18 protein-coding genes are annotated in these 19,880 nt (G+C 72.5%); 7 read left to right on the top strand and 11 right to left on the bottom strand.

The window, feature by feature from the left end; translation table 11 throughout:
* Nucleotides 1–10 precede the first annotated feature (10 nt).
* Genes ABZT47_RS23050 through ABZT47_RS23025 form a run of 6 tightly spaced genes read left to right on the top strand, consistent with a single transcriptional unit; the run spans nucleotide 11 to nucleotide 5,405 of the window.
* Entirely contained in the window at nucleotides 11–361 is a 351-nt protein-coding gene (locus ABZT47_RS23050) for a hypothetical protein (RefSeq protein WP_354845528.1), read from the top strand.
* A gap of 57 nt (nucleotides 362–418) precedes the next feature.
* On the top strand, nucleotides 419–1,105 hold the full coding sequence (locus ABZT47_RS23045) for an SDR family oxidoreductase (RefSeq protein WP_354845524.1): 687 nt from the start codon (nucleotides 419–421) through the stop codon (nucleotides 1,103–1,105).
* Nucleotide 1,106: 1 nt separating this feature from the next.
* Complete coding sequence (locus tag ABZT47_RS23040) at nucleotides 1,107–2,465, top strand: AMP-binding protein (protein ID WP_354845522.1); 1,359 nt, start codon at nucleotides 1,107–1,109, stop codon at nucleotides 2,463–2,465.
* Entirely contained in the window at nucleotides 2,462–3,106 is a 645-nt protein-coding gene (locus ABZT47_RS23035; protein WP_354845519.1) for a hypothetical protein, read from the top strand. Before ABZT47_RS23040 ends, ABZT47_RS23035 begins: the two co-directional genes overlap by 4 nt.
* A gap of 11 nt (nucleotides 3,107–3,117) precedes the next feature.
* Nucleotides 3,118–4,833, top strand: coding sequence for a chloramphenicol-biosynthetic FADH2-dependent halogenase CmlS (cmlS, locus tag ABZT47_RS23030; protein ID WP_354845516.1), 1,716 nt, complete (start codon nucleotides 3,118–3,120; stop codon nucleotides 4,831–4,833).
* Between the two features lie 2 nt (nucleotides 4,834–4,835).
* Entirely contained in the window at nucleotides 4,836–5,405 is a 570-nt protein-coding gene (locus tag ABZT47_RS23025) for an alpha/beta hydrolase (protein WP_354845513.1), read from the top strand.
* A gap of 199 nt (nucleotides 5,406–5,604) precedes the next feature.
* Here the strand turns inward: ABZT47_RS23025 and ABZT47_RS23020 are convergent, their stop codons facing one another.
* The 8 genes from ABZT47_RS23020 to ABZT47_RS22985 form a co-directional block, all read right to left on the bottom strand.
* Entirely contained in the window at nucleotides 5,605–6,123 is a 519-nt protein-coding gene (locus ABZT47_RS23020; protein ID WP_354845510.1) for a hypothetical protein, read from the bottom strand.
* A 228-nt stretch (nucleotides 6,124–6,351) separates the two neighbouring features.
* Nucleotides 6,352–7,917: a HAMP domain-containing sensor histidine kinase gene (locus ABZT47_RS23015; protein ID WP_354845507.1), complete on the bottom strand. Its 1,566-nt coding sequence runs from the start codon at nucleotides 7,915–7,917 to the stop codon at nucleotides 6,352–6,354.
* Nucleotides 7,918–7,965: 48 nt separating this feature from the next.
* Entirely contained in the window at nucleotides 7,966–8,655 is a 690-nt protein-coding gene (locus tag ABZT47_RS23010) for a response regulator transcription factor (protein WP_354845504.1), read from the bottom strand.
* A 153-nt stretch (nucleotides 8,656–8,808) separates the two neighbouring features.
* On the bottom strand, nucleotides 8,809–9,456 hold the full coding sequence (locus ABZT47_RS23005) for a hypothetical protein (protein ID WP_354845502.1): 648 nt from the start codon (nucleotides 9,454–9,456) through the stop codon (nucleotides 8,809–8,811).
* Between the two features lie 27 nt (nucleotides 9,457–9,483).
* Nucleotides 9,484–10,785: an ABC transporter permease gene (locus ABZT47_RS23000; protein ID WP_354845499.1), complete on the bottom strand. Its 1,302-nt coding sequence runs from the start codon at nucleotides 10,783–10,785 to the stop codon at nucleotides 9,484–9,486.
* Nucleotides 10,782–11,540 (bottom strand): ABC transporter ATP-binding protein, encoded by a 759-nt coding sequence (locus ABZT47_RS22995; RefSeq protein WP_354845912.1) that lies wholly within the window; start codon nucleotides 11,538–11,540, stop codon nucleotides 10,782–10,784. The genes ABZT47_RS23000 and ABZT47_RS22995 overlap by 4 nt, the downstream gene beginning before the upstream one ends.
* 95 nt (nucleotides 11,541–11,635) lie before the next feature.
* Nucleotides 11,636–12,829, bottom strand: a complete 1,194-nt coding sequence (locus tag ABZT47_RS22990) for an efflux RND transporter periplasmic adaptor subunit (protein ID WP_354845497.1) — start codon at nucleotides 12,827–12,829, stop codon at nucleotides 11,636–11,638.
* A gap of 307 nt (nucleotides 12,830–13,136) precedes the next feature.
* On the bottom strand, nucleotides 13,137–13,343 hold the full coding sequence (locus ABZT47_RS22985) for a hypothetical protein (RefSeq protein ID WP_354845923.1): 207 nt from the start codon (nucleotides 13,341–13,343) through the stop codon (nucleotides 13,137–13,139).
* Between ABZT47_RS22985 and ABZT47_RS22980 the strand changes: the two genes are divergently transcribed.
* A complete protein-coding gene (locus ABZT47_RS22980) occupies nucleotides 13,282–15,579 on the top strand; it encodes an efflux RND transporter periplasmic adaptor subunit (RefSeq protein WP_354845909.1) in 2,298 nt (765 codons plus the stop codon). The genes ABZT47_RS22985 and ABZT47_RS22980 overlap by 62 nt on opposite strands.
* Before the next feature lie 441 nt (nucleotides 15,580–16,020).
* Here ABZT47_RS22980 and ABZT47_RS22975 read toward each other — a convergent pair whose 3' ends face one another.
* The 3 genes from ABZT47_RS22975 to ABZT47_RS22965 form a co-directional block, all read right to left on the bottom strand.
* Nucleotides 16,021–17,085: a cobalamin-independent methionine synthase II family protein gene (locus tag ABZT47_RS22975; protein WP_354845495.1), complete on the bottom strand. Its 1,065-nt coding sequence runs from the start codon at nucleotides 17,083–17,085 to the stop codon at nucleotides 16,021–16,023.
* Between the two features lie 323 nt (nucleotides 17,086–17,408).
* Nucleotides 17,409–19,169 carry a HAMP domain-containing sensor histidine kinase gene (locus ABZT47_RS22970; protein ID WP_354845492.1) on the bottom strand — a complete coding sequence of 587 codons (1,761 nt, stop codon included), beginning with the start codon at nucleotides 19,167–19,169 and terminating at the stop codon, nucleotides 17,409–17,411.
* Complete coding sequence (locus ABZT47_RS22965; RefSeq protein WP_354845490.1) at nucleotides 19,166–19,867, bottom strand: response regulator transcription factor; 702 nt, start codon at nucleotides 19,865–19,867, stop codon at nucleotides 19,166–19,168. The genes ABZT47_RS22970 and ABZT47_RS22965 overlap by 4 nt, the downstream gene beginning before the upstream one ends.
* Nucleotides 19,868–19,880: the final 13 nt, after the last annotated feature.

Genomic DNA, 19,880 nt, shown 5'->3' with positions numbered 1-19,880 from the left:
AGGCACCGTCATGCACGACCGACTGCTCGAGTTGATCACCGGCGTCGTCGAGGAGCTCAACGAGCGCAGGGGCGAGAAGATCCCGACCGAGAACCTGTCCGGCGTGGTGCTCTACGGCGACGCGGGGGTGTTCGACTCCATGCACCTGGTCAACTTCCTCGCCCGGGTGGAGGAGGAACTGGAGGACGAGTACGACGTGGAGATCTCGCTGACCTCGGAGAAGGCCGTCTCCCGCCGGATGAGCCCGTTCAGCAGCGTCCGGCGGCTGATCGACTTCATCGAGGAGGAGATGCGGCTCGCCGGGGGCGACGCCGGCGACGCGCCGGGCGCGGACGCCGAGCCGGTGCGGCTGGGCGGCTGAGCCGGTGACCACGACGGACCGGACGGACGGGGCGGGCCGCACCGCATCATGATCATAATGATCACCGGCACCCGGACCGGTATCGGCAAGGCCCTGGCCGAGCACTTCCTCGCCCGCGGCCACCACGTGGTGGGGTGCAGCCGCAGGCCCTCCACCATCGAGCATCCCGGCTACCGCCACCACGAAGTGGACCTCACCGACAGCAGAGGGATCAAGGCGATGTGCCGGGCCGTCCGGACCGAGCACGGGCACCTCGACGCCGTCGTCAACAACGCCGGGGTCGCCACCATGAACCACTTCATGATGACGCCCGAGGACGTCGCCCGGCGGATCTTCGACGTCAACTTCTTCGCGGTGCTGAACTGCTGCCGCGAGAGCGTCAAACTGCTCCAGAAGAGCAGCGGCTCCCCGGCCGTCCTCAACGTCTCCACCGTCGCCGTCCCCTGGGCGCTGGCCGGGCAACTGGCCTACTCGGCCAGCAAGAGCGCAGTCGAGCAGCTCACGCGGGTGATGAGCAAAGAGGTCGCCGACCTCGGCATCCGGGTGAACGGCATCGGCCTGCCGCCCGTGCACACCGTCCTCACCCGCACCGTGCCCCGAGAGAAGATCGACGCCCTGATCGGGCGGCAGACGCTGAAACGCATGTGCACGATGGCCGACATCACCGGGCCGGTCGAGTTCCTGATCTCTCCGGAGTCCTCGTTCGTCACGGGCGAGACGCTCTTCCTTGGGGGTGTTCACTGAAATGCGGGACGCGATTCTCGCCCGGTTCGACGAACTCGGCGACCGCACCGCGGTCGTCGACGCGGACGCGGCGTACGGCTACCGCGACCTGGCCGACGAGACCCGACGACTGGGAACGTTCCTGGCGGAGCACCGGGTGCCGCCCCACGACGTCGTGGTGCTCAACGGCGACTTCTCCTTCCGCTCGATCGCGGCGCTTCTGGCGCTCTACCTCAACCGGAACGTCCTGGTGCCCGTGGTGAGCCTCACCGACCCGGTGCTCGCCACCGTCACCAGGTCATGCTCGCCGCGGCACCTGATGCGGGTGGGCGCGGAGGTGGAGATCGAGGCGATCGCCGGGGCGCCCGCCACCGGCGCCTACGACTCTCTGATCGCCGCCGGAGCCTCCGGCCTGGTCCTGCTGAGCAGCGGCAGCACCGGCGAACCCAAGGCGATCCTGCACGACCTGGACGCGATCATCGCCGAGAAGCTCGGCACCCGGGCGCGGACGGCGGGCCGCCCCGCCAACATCCTGATGTTCCTGCTCTTCGACCACATCGGCGGCCTCAACTCGCTGCTCGGCGCCCTGCGCATGGGCGGGGCCGCCATCGTGCCCCGGCGCCGCACGCCGGAGGAGATCTGCGCGCTCATCGAGAAGCACAAGATCAGGCTGCTGCCCACCAGCCCGACGTTCCTGAACCTGATCCTGATCGGCGGCTACCACCGCGAGTACGACCTCAGCAGCCTGCGCCTGATCACCTACGGCACCGAGCCGATGCCGCAGGAACTGCTCGCGCGGGTCAACGCCGCCTTCCCCGGGGTCAGGCTGCTGCAGACGTTCGGCACCAGCGAGACCGGGATCTCGACGACCACCAGCGAGTCCTCGCGGAGCACCTACTTCCGGATCGACGACGCGAACGTCCAGCACCGCGTCGTCGACGGCGAGCTGCAGCTCAAGAGCCGCACCCAGTTCCTCGGCTACCTCAACTACCCCAGCGACGCGCTCACCGAGGACGGCTGGTTCCGCACCGGCGACCTGGTCGAGCAGAACGCCGACGGTTACATGACCGTCAAGGGCCGCGCCACGGAGGTCATCAACGTCGGCGGCGAGAAGGTGCTGCCGCTGGAGCTGGAGTCGATCCTGCTCGGCAGCCCGCTCATCGACGACTGCGTGGTCTACGGCAGGCCCAACGCCATCACCGGGCAGTCGGTGTGCGCGGACGTCAGGCCGCGCGGCGAGATGACCCGCGCGGAGTTGCGCAGGCACGTCGCCGACTTCCTGACCGGCAAGGTCGACGCCTTCAAGATGCCCACCAAGGTCAACCTGATCGACTCGGTCACCGTGTCCGAGCGGTTCAAGAAGAAGAGGTCGACGCCATGACCGACGCCGCTCTCGTCGTGATCGGGGCGGGGACGTTCGCGGTCGAGGTCGCTCGCTACCTCGACGACCTGGTCGCCGCCGGGCACGACGACCACCGCGTGGCACGCTACCTGGCCGTTCCCGGAGAGCCCGTGCACGCGCCCGTGGACCGCTGCGTCCCGTTCGCGGACTTCGAGCCCCGCCCCGGCGTCCGCGTCGTGCTCGCCCTCACCGACCCGGCCGAACGGCGGCGGCTGATCGACGGCCTGGTCGACGACCACGACCTCGACGTGGTCAACGTCGTGCACCCGGCGGCCCGGGTCGACCCCGCGCAGCTCCTCGGCCCCGGCAACATCATCGGGCCTGACTGTTACATCGGCGCGGGCGCCGTTCTCGGCGGGTTCAACATCGTCCACTACCACTGCTCCATCGGGCACCACTCGCGCATCGGCTCGAACAACTTCCTCGCGCCCAACTTCCACTGCGGGAGCGGCGTCGAGATCGGTGACGACAACTTCTTCGGCCTGAGCTGCACCGTCGCCCCAGGGGTGGACGCGGGCAGCGGCAGCAGGTTTCAGGCCGGCATCACCCTGTTCGAGGACGCGCCGAGCGGCCACTCCCACCTGGTTCCCAACCGCATCAAGTCGATCAAGACGTCCTGAGGAAGAAAATGATGAAGCGAGCGAAGGTCACCGTGATCGGCGCGGGTCCCGCCGGCTGCGTGGCCGCCCTGACCCTGAACAAGCTCGGCCACGAGGTCGAGGTCTACGAGAAGGGCCACTTCCCCCGATATCGGATCGGCGAGTCGTTCCTGCCAGGAACGCTGTCGATCCTCAACCGGCTGGGCCTGCAGGAGAAGATCGACGCGGCCGGCTTCGTGAAGAAGCCCTCGGCGACCTTCCTGTGGGGCCAGGACCAGGCGCCCTGGACCTTCTCCTTCGCCACCCCCAAGACGGCCCCGTGGGTCTTCGACCATGCCATCCAGGTCAAGCGCGAGGAGTTCGACGCCCTCCTGCTCGACGAGGTCCGCGAGCGCGGCATCTCCGTCTTCGAGGGCGCCGCCGTGAGCGACGTGGACATCTCCGACCCCGGCCGCGTCTCGCTGACGGTACGGCAGGGCGAGGACACCCGCGTGGTCGAGAGCGACTTCGTCATCGACGCCGGCGGCGCGGGCAGCCCGCTGGCGCGGCAGCTCAAGGTCCGCCGCTACGACGAGTTCTACAAGAACTTCGCGGTGTGGTCCTACTTCAGGTGCAAGGAGCCGTTCGAGGGCGACCTCAAGGGCACCACCTTCTCCATCACCTTCCAGGACGGCTGGGTGTGGATGATCCCCCTCAAGGGCGACCTCTACAGCGTCGGCCTGGTGGTAGACCGCTCCAAGGCGAGCGAGGTCAAGGAGCTGGGCCCCGACCGCTTCTACCGCGAGACCCTGGCCCAGGCCGTCCGGGCCACCGCCATCCTCGGGGACGCCGAGATGGTCGACGAGGTGCGCATCGTCCACGACTGGTCCTACGACTCCGAATGGTTCTCCGGCGGCGCCTACTTCCTGTGCGGCGACGCGGCGTGCTTCACCGACCCGCTGTTCTCCCAGGGCGTCCACCTGGCCACGCAGTCGGCGGTCAGCGCGGCGTCCGCGATCGACCGGATCACGCGGTTCGAGGACGAGCGCGAGGAGGTCCACGCCTGGTACAACCGCAGCTACCGCGAGACCTACGAGCAGTACCACGAGTTCCTCGCCTCGTTCTACACCTTCGCCTCCTTCACCGAGCCGGAGTCGGAGTTCTGGCGCAAGCGCCGGATCAGCGAGTCCGACGACGCCCGGCTGTCCCGCCTGCGCTGGTTCGACCGGCTGGTCCAGGACGACCTTGAGAACCCGACGACGTCGGTGGCCGACTTCCGGGACCGGGCGTCCACGATGATCGCCATCGGCCGGCACCAGCGGAAGGAGCTGAGCGACGAGTTCACCGAGAACGAGCTCGGCTTCGCCCGGATGCGCTGGATCAGCGGTCTCACCAAGCAGTTGAACCGCATCACGCGGCTGCGGTGGGCCGGCGACGAGGTGCGGCTCAAGCCGTACTACAAGGTCGAGCCGACGAGCTTCCGGCTGGAGCGCAAGCAGGTGCTGGCCAACGAGGACGGCACCGACATGATCAAGTTCCCGGTGGAAGAGGAGCAGCGCGAGATCTTCCAGGGCGTCGTCAAGGAGACGGTGAGCTACAAGACCCTGATCAAGCAGCTCAGCGACTCCGGGGTGCGGGAGGTGAGCTCGCAGATCGTCATCCGGCTGATGGAGGCCGGCCTGCTGTCCGGCTACGACAAGAACGACGAACGCGTCGCCATCCAGGACCGCCTGCGCTTCGACGGCGTCGGCGTCGAGTACGAGGTCTGAGCATGGACGCCACGCACGGTCCCGCCCTGGTGTACCTGGCCGGAATCGGCAACTCCGGCCCGGGCCACTGGCAGGCCATCTGGCACGCCCGGGTGCCGGGCGGCCTCTGGGTGGAGCACTCCTCCTGGGACGCCCCGGTCCGCGACGTGTGGGTGCGCGAGTTCGACCAGGCCCTGCGCGCGGTCGAGGGTCCCGTGATCCTCGTCGCGCACAGCCTCGGCTGCACGCTGGTGACGGAGTGGGCCGCGCAGCACAAGAACGACGACATGGCCGGCGCCTTCCTGGTCGCCGTGCCCGACGTGCACGGGCCGGACTTCCCCGCGCAGGCGGTGGGCTTCGACGCGCCGAAGCACCGGCGGCTGCCGTTCAGGACGGTCGTGGTCGCCAGCGACGACGACCCGTACGGCTCCCCGGGGCACACCGCCGAGGTCGCCGCCGCCATCGGCGCGGAGCTGGTGCCCATCGGACGCAAGGGTCATATCAACGCCGACTCCGGCCTCGGCGACTGGCCGGAGGGCTGGGCCCTGCTCACCGGGAGCTTCCCCGGCTTCACCGGGGCGTTCCCCGGCTGACCACGTCCCGAGTACGCCGGGCCGCGGCCGTCCACGGCCGGGGCTCGGCGCGCGGTGGGCTTCCCGTGTCTCTCGCGGGGCTCTCTGCACGGGACGCTGAAGGCGGCCATCGGCGCGGATTCGGCGGCTGGGACCACGCCTACGGCGGAGATCAGACTCCGAAGCGGACGGACCGCCGGACAATCGTGGACGAACGGCTTCAACCTGCCGTCGGGGTGGCGGCCGGGGTGGGCAGGAGGGGGCGGCACTTCTCCAGGGCCTTGGCGATGGCCGGGTCCTTGGTGTCGAAACGGCGCACTCCGCCGCCGGCCGGCAGGTCGGCGCCGTTGTCCTTCATGCAGGACCGGAAGGCCGCGAGCGCCGAGGGGTCGAAGCCGCCGCGTCGGCCGCCCTGACCCGCGCGGCCCTGCGGCATCAGCGAGCGGCACGCCTCGAACGCCTTGCGGATCTGCGGTGACATGGTGCCGAAGCCCCTCGGTCCGCCGCTCGGCCGAGCTGACGGGGAACCGCCCGGCTGAGCCGTGGGTGCGCCGCCAGGGCGGCCTGTGGGCATGTTCACGCCGTTCTTGCGCATGCACTCGACGAATGCGGCGGGAGCGCCACCGGTCCGGCCCGGTGCAGGCTGGGCGCCGGTCGTGGCGGAGTCGGAACCACAGCCGGACGCCAGCAGGACGGTGGCCACCGCGGCGACGCCGAGGACATGAGGCAACGCATTCACGAAGTGAACTCCATCGGGGGACCGAGGGACTCTGGCGGTATCCATGGAAGGCCACCAAACTCAGCGCCAGGTACGACAAAGCTGAATTTCCGCTGTCAACCACCGGGCGCCTGCGCGGTCAGGACCGGGTCGCCGTCACTGGACGGCCCCGGCGCGGTCAGGACGGGCCGGCGTCGATGAGCAGCGCGACGCGGTCAGAACGGGCTCGCGGTGAACGGCGCGACACGGTCAGAACGGGGTCGCGTCGGTGGGCAGGGCGACGCGGAAGGTGGCGCCGCGGCCGGGGTCGCTGTCGAGGGTGATCACGCCTCCGTGGGCCTGGACCAGGGCGGCCGCGATGGAAAGGCCGAGCCCCGTCCCGCCCGCCCCATTGCGCGTGCGCGAAGGGTCGGCGCGGTAGAAGCGCTCGAACACCCGCTCGGCGTCCTGGACCGGCAGCCCCGGCCCCTCGTCGGCCACCTCGATGACGACGTGCCCGTCCAGGTTGCCCACGCCGACGCGGAACGCGGTGCCGGCGGGGGTGTGCCGCAGGACGTTGCCGACCAGGTTGGCGACCACCTGGCGCAGCCGCGCCTCGTCGCCGGTCACGGTGACCGTCCCGTCGGAGCCGTCCAGGCGCACCAGGTCGATCTCGCGGTCCGGCGCGAGCGTCTGGGCGTCCAGGACGGCCCCGGCGGCCACGCTGAGCACGTCGACCGGCTGCCGGTCGAGCGGGCGCTGCTGGTCGAGGCGGGCGAGCAGCAGCAGGTCGTCCACGAGGAGGCCCATGCGGGTGGCCTCGTCCTCGATGCGGCGCAGCAGCCTGGCCGCCTCCTCAAGGCTCGGGGCCTCGTGCCGGTAGAGCTCGGCGAAGCCCCGTATGGAGGTCAGCGGGGTGCGCAGCTCGTGGGAGGCGTCGGCGACGAACCTGCGCATGCGGTCCTCCGACCGGCGGGCCTCGAAGGCCGACTTGCGCGCGGCGATCTCGGAGGCCTCGCGGTCGTCGAAGGCGGCCTCGATCTGGGCGAGCATGCCGTTGATGGCCCTGCCGAGCCGTCCCATCTCCGTCCGGCGGTGCCGCGGGGGCAGGCGGCGGGACAGGTCGCCGCCGGCGATGGCGCCGGCGGTCCGCTCGATCTCCCCCAGGGGACGCAGGCTGCGCCGGACCAGCCAGTTGCAGGCCAGGCCCAGGGCCAGCAGCGCGCCGCCGCCGACGCTGGCGACGATGACGGCGAGCCGGGTGACGGTGGCGTCGATGTCGTCCATGCGGACGGCGATCACGCGGATCCGCCGGTCGTCGGCGACCACGATCGCCCGCCAGCGCGTCCCCTCACCGGACTCCACGGTGAACGGGCGGGGCCGCGCGGAGGCCGCCCCGCCGGCCTGGGCCGGAGACAGCACCGGCGGTGAGGAGCCGGGCGGCTCCTGCAGGGTGCGCTCGACGCCGCCGTCCGGCCGGAGCACGGCCATGTAGAACAGGCCGAACTGCTTGAGCGGGCGGGTCACGTCGCGTACCTGCTGCTGCACCGCCGGGTCGCGCCGCAGCTCCGCGGCCACCCGCAGTTGCTGGTCGACCCGGTCGACGAGGTAGCCGCGCAGAAGCTGGACGGCGGCGCCACCCGTCAGCGCGATGGCGAGGGTGACCAGCGCCAGCGTCCCCGCGACCAGGCGCAGCCACAACGGCGACCGGGCCGCCCACCGTCTCATCGCACGAACCGGGCTGATCGCACGGACCGGGATCATCCTGCGGACCGGGCTGATCGCCCAGACCGGGATCATCCTGCGGAGCGCGCTCGTCGCACGGATCGGGCTCATCCTGCGGGCCGGGCTCATCGTGCGCTCATCCGAGGTGCGGCAGGACGGTCACCGGCGTGGGGCGCGCAGGACGTAGCCCACTCCCCGGAGCGTGTGGATCAGCCGCGGCTCGACGGTGTCGACCTTGCGCCGCAGGTAGGAGACGTAGGACTCCACCACGTTCCGGTCCCCGCCGAAGTCGTAGTTCCAGACGTGGTCGAGGATCTGCGCCTTGGACAGCACCCGCCCGGCGTTGACCATGAAGTAGTGCAGCAGCTTGTACTCGGTCGGCGACAGCTTCACCCGGGCGCCCCCGCGCCACACCTGGTGGCCCTCCTCGTCCAGCTCGAGATCGGCCACCTGGAGCCGCGTGGGCAGGTCAAGGTCGCCCCGCGTGCGGCGCAGCACGGCCCGGATCCTGGCCAGCACCTCCTCCAGGCTGAACGGCTTGGTCACGTAGTCGTCGCCGAGCCCGAGCCCGGTCAGCTTGTGCTCGGTCTCGTCCCGCGCGGTGAGGAAGAGAACCGGGGTGCGCCTGCCGCCGGCACGCAGCCGGTTCGCCACGGCGAAGCCGTCCATGTCCGGCAGCATCACGTCGAGGACCACCAGGTCGGGCCGGACGCGGTCGACGAGCTGCACGGCCTCGCGCCCGTCCGCGGCGGTCACGACGTCGAACCCCGCGTAGCGCAGCGTCGCCGACAGCAGCTCGCGGATGTTCGGCTCGTCGTCGACGATGAGCAGCTTGGCCTCACCGGACATGCGGACCTCCCTGCACCGGGAAGGCTTCTTGTACCGGGGACGCGCTCCATGCCGGGGACACGCTCCACGTCGGGGAGGCGTTCCGTGCCAGGGAGGCACCCCGTGCGCTGAAGGCAGGGCTCGCCGGGGGGCCGGGGCGTGCTGGGGCGTCCATCAGCCGCGTCCGCGGGGGCCGGCGAAGCCGCCGGCGCCGCCCTGGTTCACCGAGGTGGCGGTGACCGAGCCGTCGCTGCCGCGCTCGCCCTGCACGACGATGGTGCTGCCCGGCTTGAGGTCCTTGACCTTGCCTTCCTTGCTGACCTGCACCTTGGTGCCGTCAGAGGTCCTGACCGTGACGATGCCGCCTCCGGTGGTCTCCAGGTAGATCTTGCCGCCGTCGACGAGCTTGACCGTGCCGACCGTGAGGTTGCCGAACGCGCCGCCCGCGCCCCCGGCGCCTGCCTGTCCCTGCCCTCCGTTCCTGCCCTGGCCCTGGCCTGCGCCGGGGAAGCCGAACCTGCCGCCCCCGCCGGCCCGCTGCCCGGCGCCCGCGCCGCCGCCCGCGCCGGCCAGCAGGCCCTGGATCGCGGCCTGCCGGGAGCTCGCCGCGCCCCAGAGCTTCTGGAGCTGGATGCCCACGACCATGCCCGCCACCAGCAGCACGGCCGCGGCGAGGGCCATGGTCAGCGTGGACATCCGGCGCCGCTCGGGGCGGGCCGCGAGTTCGTCGTCCAGGTCGTCCTCGAAGGGCGAGGTCGAAAGCAGCTCGTGCGCCGTCACCGGTTCCTCCGTCGTGTACGGCTTGCGCCTGCTCGTACTCATGATCACTCCTTGTGCGACGGCCCTACGTCACTCGTGCCGCAGCGCTTCGATGGGACGCAGCTTCGCCGCCCGGTTCGCCGGATAGCTGCCGAAGAACAGGCCGATCGCGACCGAGACGCCGAGGGCCAGCACGATCGACGTCGGCACCACGACCGGCCGCACGCCGGCGATGGTGAACCTGGTGCCGATCAGCGCGATGGCCACGCCGAGCAGCCCGCCGATCAGGCTGAGCATCGTGGCCTCGGCGAGGAACTGGCCGAGGATCGCGCCGCGCGGCGCGCCGATGGCCTTGCGGATGCCGATCTCGCGGGTCCGCTCGGTCACGGTCACGAGCATGATGTTGGTGATGCCGATGCCGCCCACCAGCAGGCTGATCGCGGCGACGGCCCCCAGCAGCACGGTGAAGGTGCCGGTCGCGGCGCTGACCGTCTCCTGCAGCGTCGCCTGGTTGAGGATCCGGTAGTCGGCGGTTGCGGTGCCGGTGATGCCGTGCCGCTGGTCGAGGGTCTGGGTGATCTCCGACTGGGCCGCGTCGACCGCCGTCGCGCTCTTGGCCTGGACGATGATCTGGCCGAGCGGCCCGAACCCGGTGAGGCTCTGCTGCACGGCCGGAAGCGGCGCGACCGCGACGTCGTCGGCGTCCTGGAAGCCGGCCGACCCGGCGGTCTTGAGCACGCCCACGACCGTGAACGGCACCCCGCTGATCGTGATCTGCCTGCCGACGGGGTCCACGGAGCCGAACAGGTCGTCGGCCACCGTCCGCCCGATGACGATGATCTTGCGGGCGGCCAGCACGTCCTCGTTGAAGAAGTACGACCCCTTGTCCACCGGCTTGTTCGAGGCCTCGAAGTAGCTGGGATAGGTGCCGACGAGCTGCGCGATCGCGTGGCTCGCCCCCTGGTAGGTCGCCGTCTGCGCCGAGGCCGTGACGACGGGGGACACGCTCTTGACCGACGGGGTGTTCGCCGGGTCGGCCAGCGCCCTGGCATCGTCCAGGGTCAGCTCCTTTGCCTGGGTGCGCGGGCCGGTGGCGGCCTGCTGCTGGTTCCTGCCGCCCCCGCCGCCGAGGCCGAAGAACCCTCCCCCGCCCCCGCCGCCGCCACCCCCGCCACGCGCTCCGCCGCCGGTGAACGACTGCATGACGGTGAGGGTGTTGGAGCCCAGACGCTGGATGTTCTGCTGGATCGCCTGCGAGGAGCCCTCGCCGACGGCGACCAGCATGATGACCGCCGCGACGCCGATCAGGATGCCGAGCGTGGTCAGCGCGCTGCGCATCTTGTTGGCCGTGAGGCCGCGCACGGCGAAGCGCAGGACTTCCAGGGCGTTCATCGGTCCCTCACCACCTGGGAGGACAGCCGGGGCGGCGGTCCGTCGACGGGAGCCTGCCGCCGGTCCTCGACGACCTGGCCGTCCACCAGGCGGACGACCCGCTTGGCGTGCGTGGCCACGTCGTCCTCGTGCGTGATCAGGACGATCGTGCGGCCGGCGTCGCTCAGCCGGTCGAGGATGGCCAGCACGTCGGCCGTGGATTTGGTGTCCAGGTTGCCGGTCGGCTCGTCGGCCAGCAGCAGCGACGGCGCGGTCACCAGGGCGCGGGCGACCGCGACCCGCTGCTGCTGGCCGCCGGACAGCTCGTTCGGCTCGTGCTGGACGCGGTCGGACAGCCCCACCTGGTCCAGCGCCGCGAGGGCCCGCCGCCGGCGCGCGCCCGCGCCGACCCCTCCGTACGCGAGAGGCAGCTCCACGTTGGCCAGCGCGGTCATGCGGGGGATGAGGTTGAACGACTGGAAGACGAAGCCGATCTTCCGGTTGCGCAGGATCGCCAGCTGCCGGTCGTCGAGAGCCCCAACGTCGGTGCCGTCGATGAGGTACGCGCCGGCGCTGGGCACGTCCAGGCAGCCGAGGATGTTCATCAGCGTCGACTTGCCGGAGCCGGAGGCGCCCATGATGGCGACGAAGTCGCCCCGCTCGACCGCGAGCGTGACGCCGCGCAGCGCCTGGACACCGGTGTCCCCCTCGCCGTAGACCTTCGTGACCCGCCGCACGTCGAGGACGGGCGGGGTGCGGCCGCCGGCGTGCCGCACCGGCACGCCGGACCCGTGGCGCGGCACGCCGCCGTCCGGACCACCGGCGCGCGGCGCGGCGCCGTCCCGGCCGCCGCCGGCGCTCTCCCAGGGGGTCACTGGCCGGCTCCGCCGCGGCCGATGCGGACGGCGCCGCCGCCGGGGAAGCCACCGCCGGGGAAGCCGCCCTGCAGGCCGCCCGTGCCGGCCGTCGTGCTCCGCACCACCGCGTCGCCCTCCGACAGGCCGGACCTGATCTCGGTCAGCGTGTCCCCCTTCACCCCGACCTCGACGGTCTTGGCGACCTGCCTGCCGTTCGACAGGACGGTGACGGTGTCCTGGCCGCCCGCCGTCCTGACCGCCGAGGTGGGGACGGTCAGCACGTCGTCCGCCTTGGCGACGATCACCTGGACGCTCGTCGTCTGACCCAGGCGCACGGTCTTCGGCACGTCGGTGAGGGAGATCGTGGCGGCGTACTGGACCACGTTGTTGCTGGTCTGCGCCACCGGGTCGATCACCGTCACCTTGCCGGAGGCCGTGACGCCGGGCAGGGCGTCGAAGGTGACGGTCGCGGTCTGACCGGACTTCAGCTTGGTCACATCCGACTCGGTGAAGTCGCCGACGACCTGGAGCCTCCTGGTGTCGGCGATGTCGATGAAGCCGCCGGAGGACCCCGATGACCCGGAGGAGCCGGAGGAGCCCGAGCCCGCCGAGGAGCCGCCGGACGATCCGCTCGCCCGCGCGCCCGACCCGGCCGAGGAGCCCGTACCGCCCGAGGAACCCGTGGAGGAGCCGCCCGACCCTGCGGACGAGCCGCCGACGGCGCCGTTGACGGCGGTGATGGTGCCGCCGAACGGCGCCTTGAGCACCGTGCCGTCCAGCGTCCGCTTGGCGTCCCGGTAGGCGTTCCTCGCCTGGACGTACTGCGAGTAGCCCGACGCGGTGGTGGTGTCGCCGTCCTCGGCCGCGCTGAGGGAGGCCGCCGCGGCGTCCAGGTCCTCCTCGGCCGCCGTGTCGTCGACCCGGGCGAGGATCTGGCCCTTGGTGACCTTGTCGCCGCTCTCGACGTAGATCTTCTCGACCGTGCCGCTCGTGCCGAAGCTCAGCGACCGGGTGTTCGCGCTCTCCACCGCGCCGGAGGCCGAGACCGAGGACAGGACGGTGCCCCGGGTGACCGGCGTGGTGGAGGGCGCCGCCTCCGCGGAGGAGCCCCCGTTCAGGGAGGCGTACGCGACGCCCGCGCCTCCCAGCAACAGCACCCCGAGGGCGCCGTTCACGATCAGCGCTCTGCGCTTCGTCGACAGCTTCACGACCACTGAGCCTGGACCACGCCGCTTGGGCCAACCTCCGCCGTCCCTGAAGGTTTGCTGAAAGGCCGGGCGTCTCGCGGGCGCCTGAACACCGCCGGGCCACGTCTTGCCTGTCCCTGCGCATCGAAACCGCAGCTCAGGAGGGTCGCATGCGAGGGCGATACACAGGAAACTCTCAGGCCGGGCTGAGCTTGGAGTCACGTCCGGTGACCAGGATTGGCCGCATGAGATCGAGCAATCCGCCAACCGTCGCGCGCGTCGGGGGACTCGCGCTCGCCGGGGTCGTCCTGGCGGCCGCCGGGCTGGTCTACCTGGGAGGCGGCGACGCCCCCACGGCCGCCCGCGTGGAGCTGGCGTCGGCCAGGCGGGGCACGATCGTCAGCGGCGCCTCCGCGGCGGGCAGCACCGTGGACGCCCACATCCGCGACCTGGCCTTCGGCGCGGACGGCACGGTGGAGAAGGTGTACGTCTCGGTCGGGCAGAAGGTGCGCGAGGGGCAGGTGCTCGCGCGCATCGACGACACGATCGCCCAGGAGGACCACACGGCCGCCAAGGCGGCCCTCGCCGCCGCGGAGGAGACCCGCGACAAACTGGAGGAGGCCCAGAACACTCCCACCGGCGCCCGCGACCGAGCCGGCCCCGCCACCCCACCCCCCACCGGCCGCACCCCCACCAGCCGGCCCTCCAGCGCCCCTTCCGGACGCCCCTCCGGCACCCCCTCAGGACGGCCCTCCGGTCTCCCCTCAGGACGGCCTTCCCAGCAGCCCTCGGGGAGACCGACCGGACGTCCTTCGGGCACTCCCACCGGACGACCTTCGGGCGCCCCTTCCGCACAACCCTCCGGCACTCCTACCGGGCAGCCCTCCGGAGGACCTACCGGGCGCCCTTCCACGACACCGACCGGACGGCCCTCCACGACACCGACCGGACGGCCCTCCGGGAGGCCGTCGGTCTCGCCTACGGGAACGCCGGCGTGTCCGCAGACCAGTGCGAATCCGCGGCCTTCGGGATCAGCGGCCCCTGCCACCCCTTCGCCGAGCGCCGTTCCCAGCGTGGGGTTCACCATCACGCCGAACGCGGTGCGCCTGGCCGCGGCGACCGACGTCGTCCCGCTCTCCTACTCGGGCGGCCATGGGCCCGCAGGCGGTCCGGGGGCCGGTGCGGCCGGCGGCGAAAGCCCTGTGACCGGCGGCGATCACGCCGACGCCGGGGAGCCGTCCCGTGAACACGATGCCGCCCCCCACCCTGAGCCCACCCCCACTCCCACGCCCAGCCCCACCCCCACACCAAGCCCGACGCCCACCCCGACCTTGACTCCGACTCCGACTCCGCGACCGTCCGGCACGAGATCGCCACGATCGTCCAAGCCGGCCACCCCTCGACGGTCCCTCTCCACACCACGGCCGACGGCCTCCGCCGCACGGCCGTCCGCCTCGGACGATGTGAGGGACAGAGGCACCGGTGGCCACAAGGCCGCAGGACGGCACGGTCCGAAGCCGGCCGGAACCCACATCCCCAGACCGACCGGGACCCCCACCCCTGGACCGGCCCGGCCCCACACCTCCGAGCCGGCCAAATCCCCCACCCCCGGACCGGGCGAAGCCCACACCTCCGGACCGGGCGCAGCGCACGGCCCCACGCCGTCCGCGCCTCCCAGGCCCTCCGCGACTCCCACCCCCGTCGCCTCGCCGTCCGGTGTTCCTACGCCCCGGCCCACGGCCACGGCCACGCCCGACCACACGAGCTCGCACACCCCGAGGCCCGTCCCCACCGTCGTCCCCGTCGACCCGTCGCCGACCGGTTCGGCGCCCGGCCCGCAGGACAGCGGCACGCCGGCCCCGCGTCCCACCCCCACTTGCGGTACGCCGACCGGCCAGGACGGCCGTCCCGACGGGAACCCGCAAGGTCATGACGGGCAGAACGGCCGCGACGGCAACGGCCAGAGCGGACGGAGCGGACGGAGCGGACGGTCCGGCCAGGCCGGTCGGACCGGGCGCGCCGGCCTGGCCGGTCAGAGTGGCCGGGGTGTCCAGGGTGGTGAGAACCGGCAGGGCGGTCAGGCGGTGACCACGGTGGCCGAGGCGGAGGCGAACATCGCCAAGGCCGAGACGACCCTGCGGCGGACCGAGGAGGCGCTGGCCGGAGTGACGATCAAGGCGCCCGCCAAGGGCACGATCTTGACGGTCTCCGGCGCGGCCGGCGCGGCGGCCACGGCCGGGTCGCCGTTCATCACGCTCGGCGATCTCGACGAGCTGCAGGTGCAAGCCATGTTCTCCCAGACCGACGTGGTGCGTCTGAAGGTCGGCCAGCCCGCGACCGTGTCCCTGGCCACCCGGCCCGGCGTCGCCTACCGCGGCAAGGTCGCCCACATCGACGTGACCGCGACCGCGACGAACCGGCTCGTCCAGTACGGGGTGGACATCGCCTTCGTCCGCCGGCCCAAGGGACTGCTGCTCGGGCAGTCGGCCACCGTCCAGGTGACGCTGGACCAGGCGCGGGACGCGGTGTACGTGCCCGCGCAGGCCGTGCGCACGCGGGCGGACGGCGTCGCGACGGTCCTGGTCCGCGACGGCGGGCGAACCGTCGAGCGCGCGGTCGAGCTCGGCGTGCGGGGCGACCAGTACGTCGAGGTCACCTCCGGCCTGGCGGCAGGCGACCAGGTCGAGCTTCCGGGCACCGCGGGCGGCTTCCCCGCCGACGGATTCCCCGGCCTCCCCTCCCCGATACCGTCCCCCTCACGAACCCCCTGAGGCACCCACCGCCGGGCTCTGCCATGACAAGGTCGTTGGGCCAGGACCCGCAGCGCCGGTCCTACTCCCCTGTCCCATCACCCCTAGTGCGGTGAACTCACGTTCACCCGGCGCGGCTCTCCACCCCGATGTGTGCCGGAAGTGATCGGCGCCCGTTCACCAGGCGCGGCTCTCCACCCCGATGTGTGCTGGAAGTGATCGGCGCCCGTTCACCAGGCGCGGCTCTCCACCCCGATGTGTGCTGGAAGTGATCGGCGCCGGTTCGGCGGGTCGTGGTACGGCGATGCCGGCGCCGACTACGGTGCCCGACCGGGCGCACGTGCGACGGACAGCCCACCAGCAACCCCCCTGACCCGCTCGACGCCGGGCTTGGCCGTGAAAGGCCGCCGACCCGGTGCCCAGGGGCCCGCCGCGATCGCGACGGGCCCCTGGCCGGGTGGTTCAGACGCCCAGGGCCTCCGCTGCCAGGGCGGTGCCCTCGACCCGGGCCGCGATCTTGGCGAACGCGGTGTCGCGCGAGGTGGAGGTGTCGTCGGCGAACGGCGCGAACCCGCAGTCGTCGCAGGTGCCGAGCCGTTCGGCGGGCAGCCGCCGCGCGGCCTCCAGCACCCTGTCGCGCACCTGTTCCGGCGTCTCGACGGCCGGGTCGATGGGGTCGGTCACGCCGACGAAGATCCGGGCCTGCGCGGGGAGGTGCGCGGCGATGAGGTCCAGCACCCGCCCCGGGTCGGCCTCGCCGGCGAGTTCGACGTAGAAGTTGCCGGCCCGCAGGGTGAACAACGTGGGCAGCAGAGCGGCGTAGTCGACGTCCGCGCTGTGGGTGGAGTCCTGGTCGCCTCCGGGACAGGTGTGCACGCCGATGCGGGCGCGCTCGTCGTCGGTGAAGCGCTCGAGCACCTGGTTGTTGAGGGCCACGAACTGCTCCAGCAGCCCCCCGCTCGGGTCCAGCTTGAGCGACAGCCGCCCTTCGGTGAAGTCGAGCTGCACCACGTGCGCTCCGGCGTCCAGGCAGCCCCGGATGTCGGCCTCGGCCTCGGCGACCAGGTCGTCGACGAAGGCCTTGCGCGGATAGCCGGCGATGCCGTCGGCCGGGTAGAGCAGGCTGAGCGCCGATGGGGCGATGACCGCCTGCTTGACCGGCAGGGCGGTGTGGCGGCGCGCGGCCCGCAGGTAGGTCGCGGCGCGCTCGCCGTAGCGGAACGGCCCGGTCGTCAGGCGGGGAAGCTGCCGGGTGTGGCCGTCGGCGAACGGGATGACCGCCCCGTCCGCGGCCAGGCCGTCCAGCCCGGCGATCGGGTAGGTGGCGAAACTCGGCTTGGACTGCTCGCCGTCGACCAGGACGGGGCTGCCGATGCTCTCCAGCCTCGCGAGGGTGTCGGCGACGGCCGCATCCTGCGCCGCGGCCAGGTCGTCATCTCCTAAGCGGCCCGCCGCGTGGTCCGCCATCGCGGTCAGCAGGGCGGAGGGCCGGGGAATACTGCCAATGGGTTCGGTGGGGATGCTCATTTCGCGAGCGTAGACAACGATCGCTCCGCCGATCAATGATCGGTCCGGAACCGGACGCCCGCCGACACCCGCCCCGCCCGCCACCCATCGGCGCCCTGAACGGCGGCCCCGCGAAGACCGCGGGAGCCCCTGATGCGCCGTCCAGGAACGTTCACCGGCTCGGGCGCCGTAACCGGCGCCGGCATCGCCGTACCACGACCCGCCGACCCGGCGCCGATCACCCTCAGCACATGGCCAGGGGTGGGAAAGCGTCCGGCGCGGGCACTACAGGGACGGGGCAGGACGTCGGGGGCCAGGGGTGGGAAAGCATCCGGCGCGGGGCACTACAGGGATGGGGGCAGGACGTCGGGGGCGAGGGGGAGGGTCACGCGGAAGGTGGCGCCGGCGCCGGGGGCCGTGCGCAGGGCCACGGTGCCGCCGTGCGCCGCGACGAGGCCGGCGACGATCGCGAGGCCGAGGCCGCTGCCACCCGCAGTCGCACTACCGTGCGACGCGCCGCTGCCGGCCGCGGCCGCGCGGGAACCCGCCGCGCCCTCGCCGCCCGGAGACCCGGCGCCGCCCGGAGACCCGGCGCCATCCGGAGACCCGGCGCCATCCGGAGACCCGGCGCCATCCGGAGACCCAGTGCCGTCCGGAGACCCGGTGCCGTCCGGTGAGCCGGAGGGCGTGTCTTCCCGGGGGCCGGGTGGGAGGGGGGTACGGGTTCTGGCGGGGTCGGCGCGGTAGAAGCGTTCGAAGACGCGTTCGGCCTGTTCGGGGGCCAAGCCAGGGCCTTTGTCGGCGACCTCCAGAAACGCGGCGGCGCCGTCCGTCCCCGCGCGCACGGTGATCGGCGTGCCGGCGGGGGTGTGGGTGAGGGCGTTGCCCACGAGGTTCCCGATGATCTGGCGCAACCGCACCTCGTCGCCGGAGACGATCGGGGCGACGTCACCGGCCACCTCCAGCACCAGCTCGCGGTCGGCGGCGAGGATGCGGGCCTCCTGCACCGCGTCGGCGGCCAGGGCGAGCAGGTCGACCGGGCTCATGGTGAGCGGCCGCTGCTGGTCGAGGCGCGCGAGCAGCAGCAGGTCCTCGACCAGGACGCCCATGCGGGCGGCGGCGTCCTCCACCCGGCGCATGAGCCGGGCCGGGTCGCCGGCGGGATTCTGCCGGTAGAACTCGGCGAAGCCGCGGATGGAGGTGAGCGGCGTGCGCAGTTCGTGCGAGGCGTCGGCGACGAAGCGGCGCATGCGCTCCTCGGAGGTGCGGGCCGCCGCCTCGGAGATTTCCCGCGCGTGGAACGCGGCCTCGATCTGGGCGAGCATGCCGTTGAGTGAGGCGGCCAGGCTGCCCACCTCGGTGCGCGGGTCGCGGTCGGGGACGCGGCGGGCGAGGTCCCCGGCGGCGATGGCGGCGGCGGTGTGCTCCATCTCCACCAGCGGCCGCAGGCTCCTGCGGACGATGACCACGCCGAGGACGGCCAGGACGACCATGACCAGGCCGCCGCCCAGCAGTTCGGTGAGCGCGAGGCGGGCGGTGATCTGGGCGACCGAGGACATGTCGATGGCCACGACCACGCTGCCCACGCCCGCCACCGAGGCGGCGCGCAGCCGCCACTCGCCCCCGCCCGACTCGGCGGGGACGGTCTGCGGGCGCCACGCCGAGGCGGCGAGGTCGGGCAGCACCGGCCCGGGCCGGTGCTCGGCCTCCAGTCCGGCGAGGGTGGCGACGACCCGCCCTTCGCCGTCGCGGAGCTGGATCAATCCGTCGGGGGGCACGCGACTGCCGAGGCCGGGCCCGCGTTGCAGGCGGTGGGCGACGTCCTGGACGAAGGTGGCGAGCTGCTGGTCGACCCGGTCGACGAGGTAGCCGCGCAGGACCGACACGCTGCCCGCGCCGATGCCGGCGAGCGCGATGGCGACGAGCGCGAGCATGGTGGCGATCAGCTTGATGCGCAGCGGGGTCCGGGCGAACAGGGACGCGACGACCGCCCGCCGCCGGGCGAGCGCGGACGCCACCGCCCCGTCGCCGCGGACGGCCCGCGAGAAGGGCGGTGAGGAGACGGGCGGAGGGGAGCCGGGCGGAGGGGAGGCGGGCGCGGTCATGGGGGCGGGGTGCGCAGGACGTACCCGACGCCGCGCAGGGTGTGGATGAGCCGGGGGGTGGTGTTGTCGATCTTCCTGCGCAGCACGGAGACGTACGACTCGACGATGCCGGCGTCGCCGCGGAAGTCGTAGTCCCACACGTGGTCGAGGATCTGCGCCTTGGACAGCACCCGTCCGGCGTTGGCCATGAAGTAGCGCAGCAGCTTGAACTCGGTGGGCGAGAGCGGGACGACCGTGCCCCGCCGCCACACCTCGTGGCTCTCCTCGTCCAGCTCGATGTCGGCGAAGGTCATCCGGGGCGGCGGCGCGGCCGGGTCGCCGGCGGTGCGGCGCAGCACCGCCCGGATGCGCGCGACCACCTCTTCCAGGCTGAACGGCTTGGTCACATAGTCGTCGCCGCCGAGGGTGAGCCCCCTGATCTTGTCCTCGGTGGCGTCCCGCGCGGTGAGGAAGACGACCGGAGTGTGCGCCCCGCCGCCCCGCAGGCGCCGCACGACGTCGAAGCCGTCCATGTCGGGCAGCATGACGTCCAGCACGATGAGGTCCGGCCGGCGGCGCTGCGCCGCCTCCACCGCCTCGGCGCCGTTGCCGGCCGGGGTCACCGAGAACCCGGCGAAGCGCAGGCTGGCGGACAGCAGCTCCAGGATGTTCGGATCGTCCTCGACGACCAGCAGGCGGGCTTCAGGCGATTCGCTCACCTTCCTATAGTGG

The sequence above is a fragment of the Sphaerisporangium sp. NPDC005289 genome, from assembly GCF_040607455.1.
Taxonomy (GTDB): Bacteria; Actinomycetota; Actinomycetes; order Streptosporangiales; family Streptosporangiaceae; genus Sphaerisporangium; species Sphaerisporangium rhizosphaerae.
The sequence above is the reverse complement of the archived record's forward strand: the minus strand, read 5'-3'. Positions and strand labels throughout refer to the sequence as shown.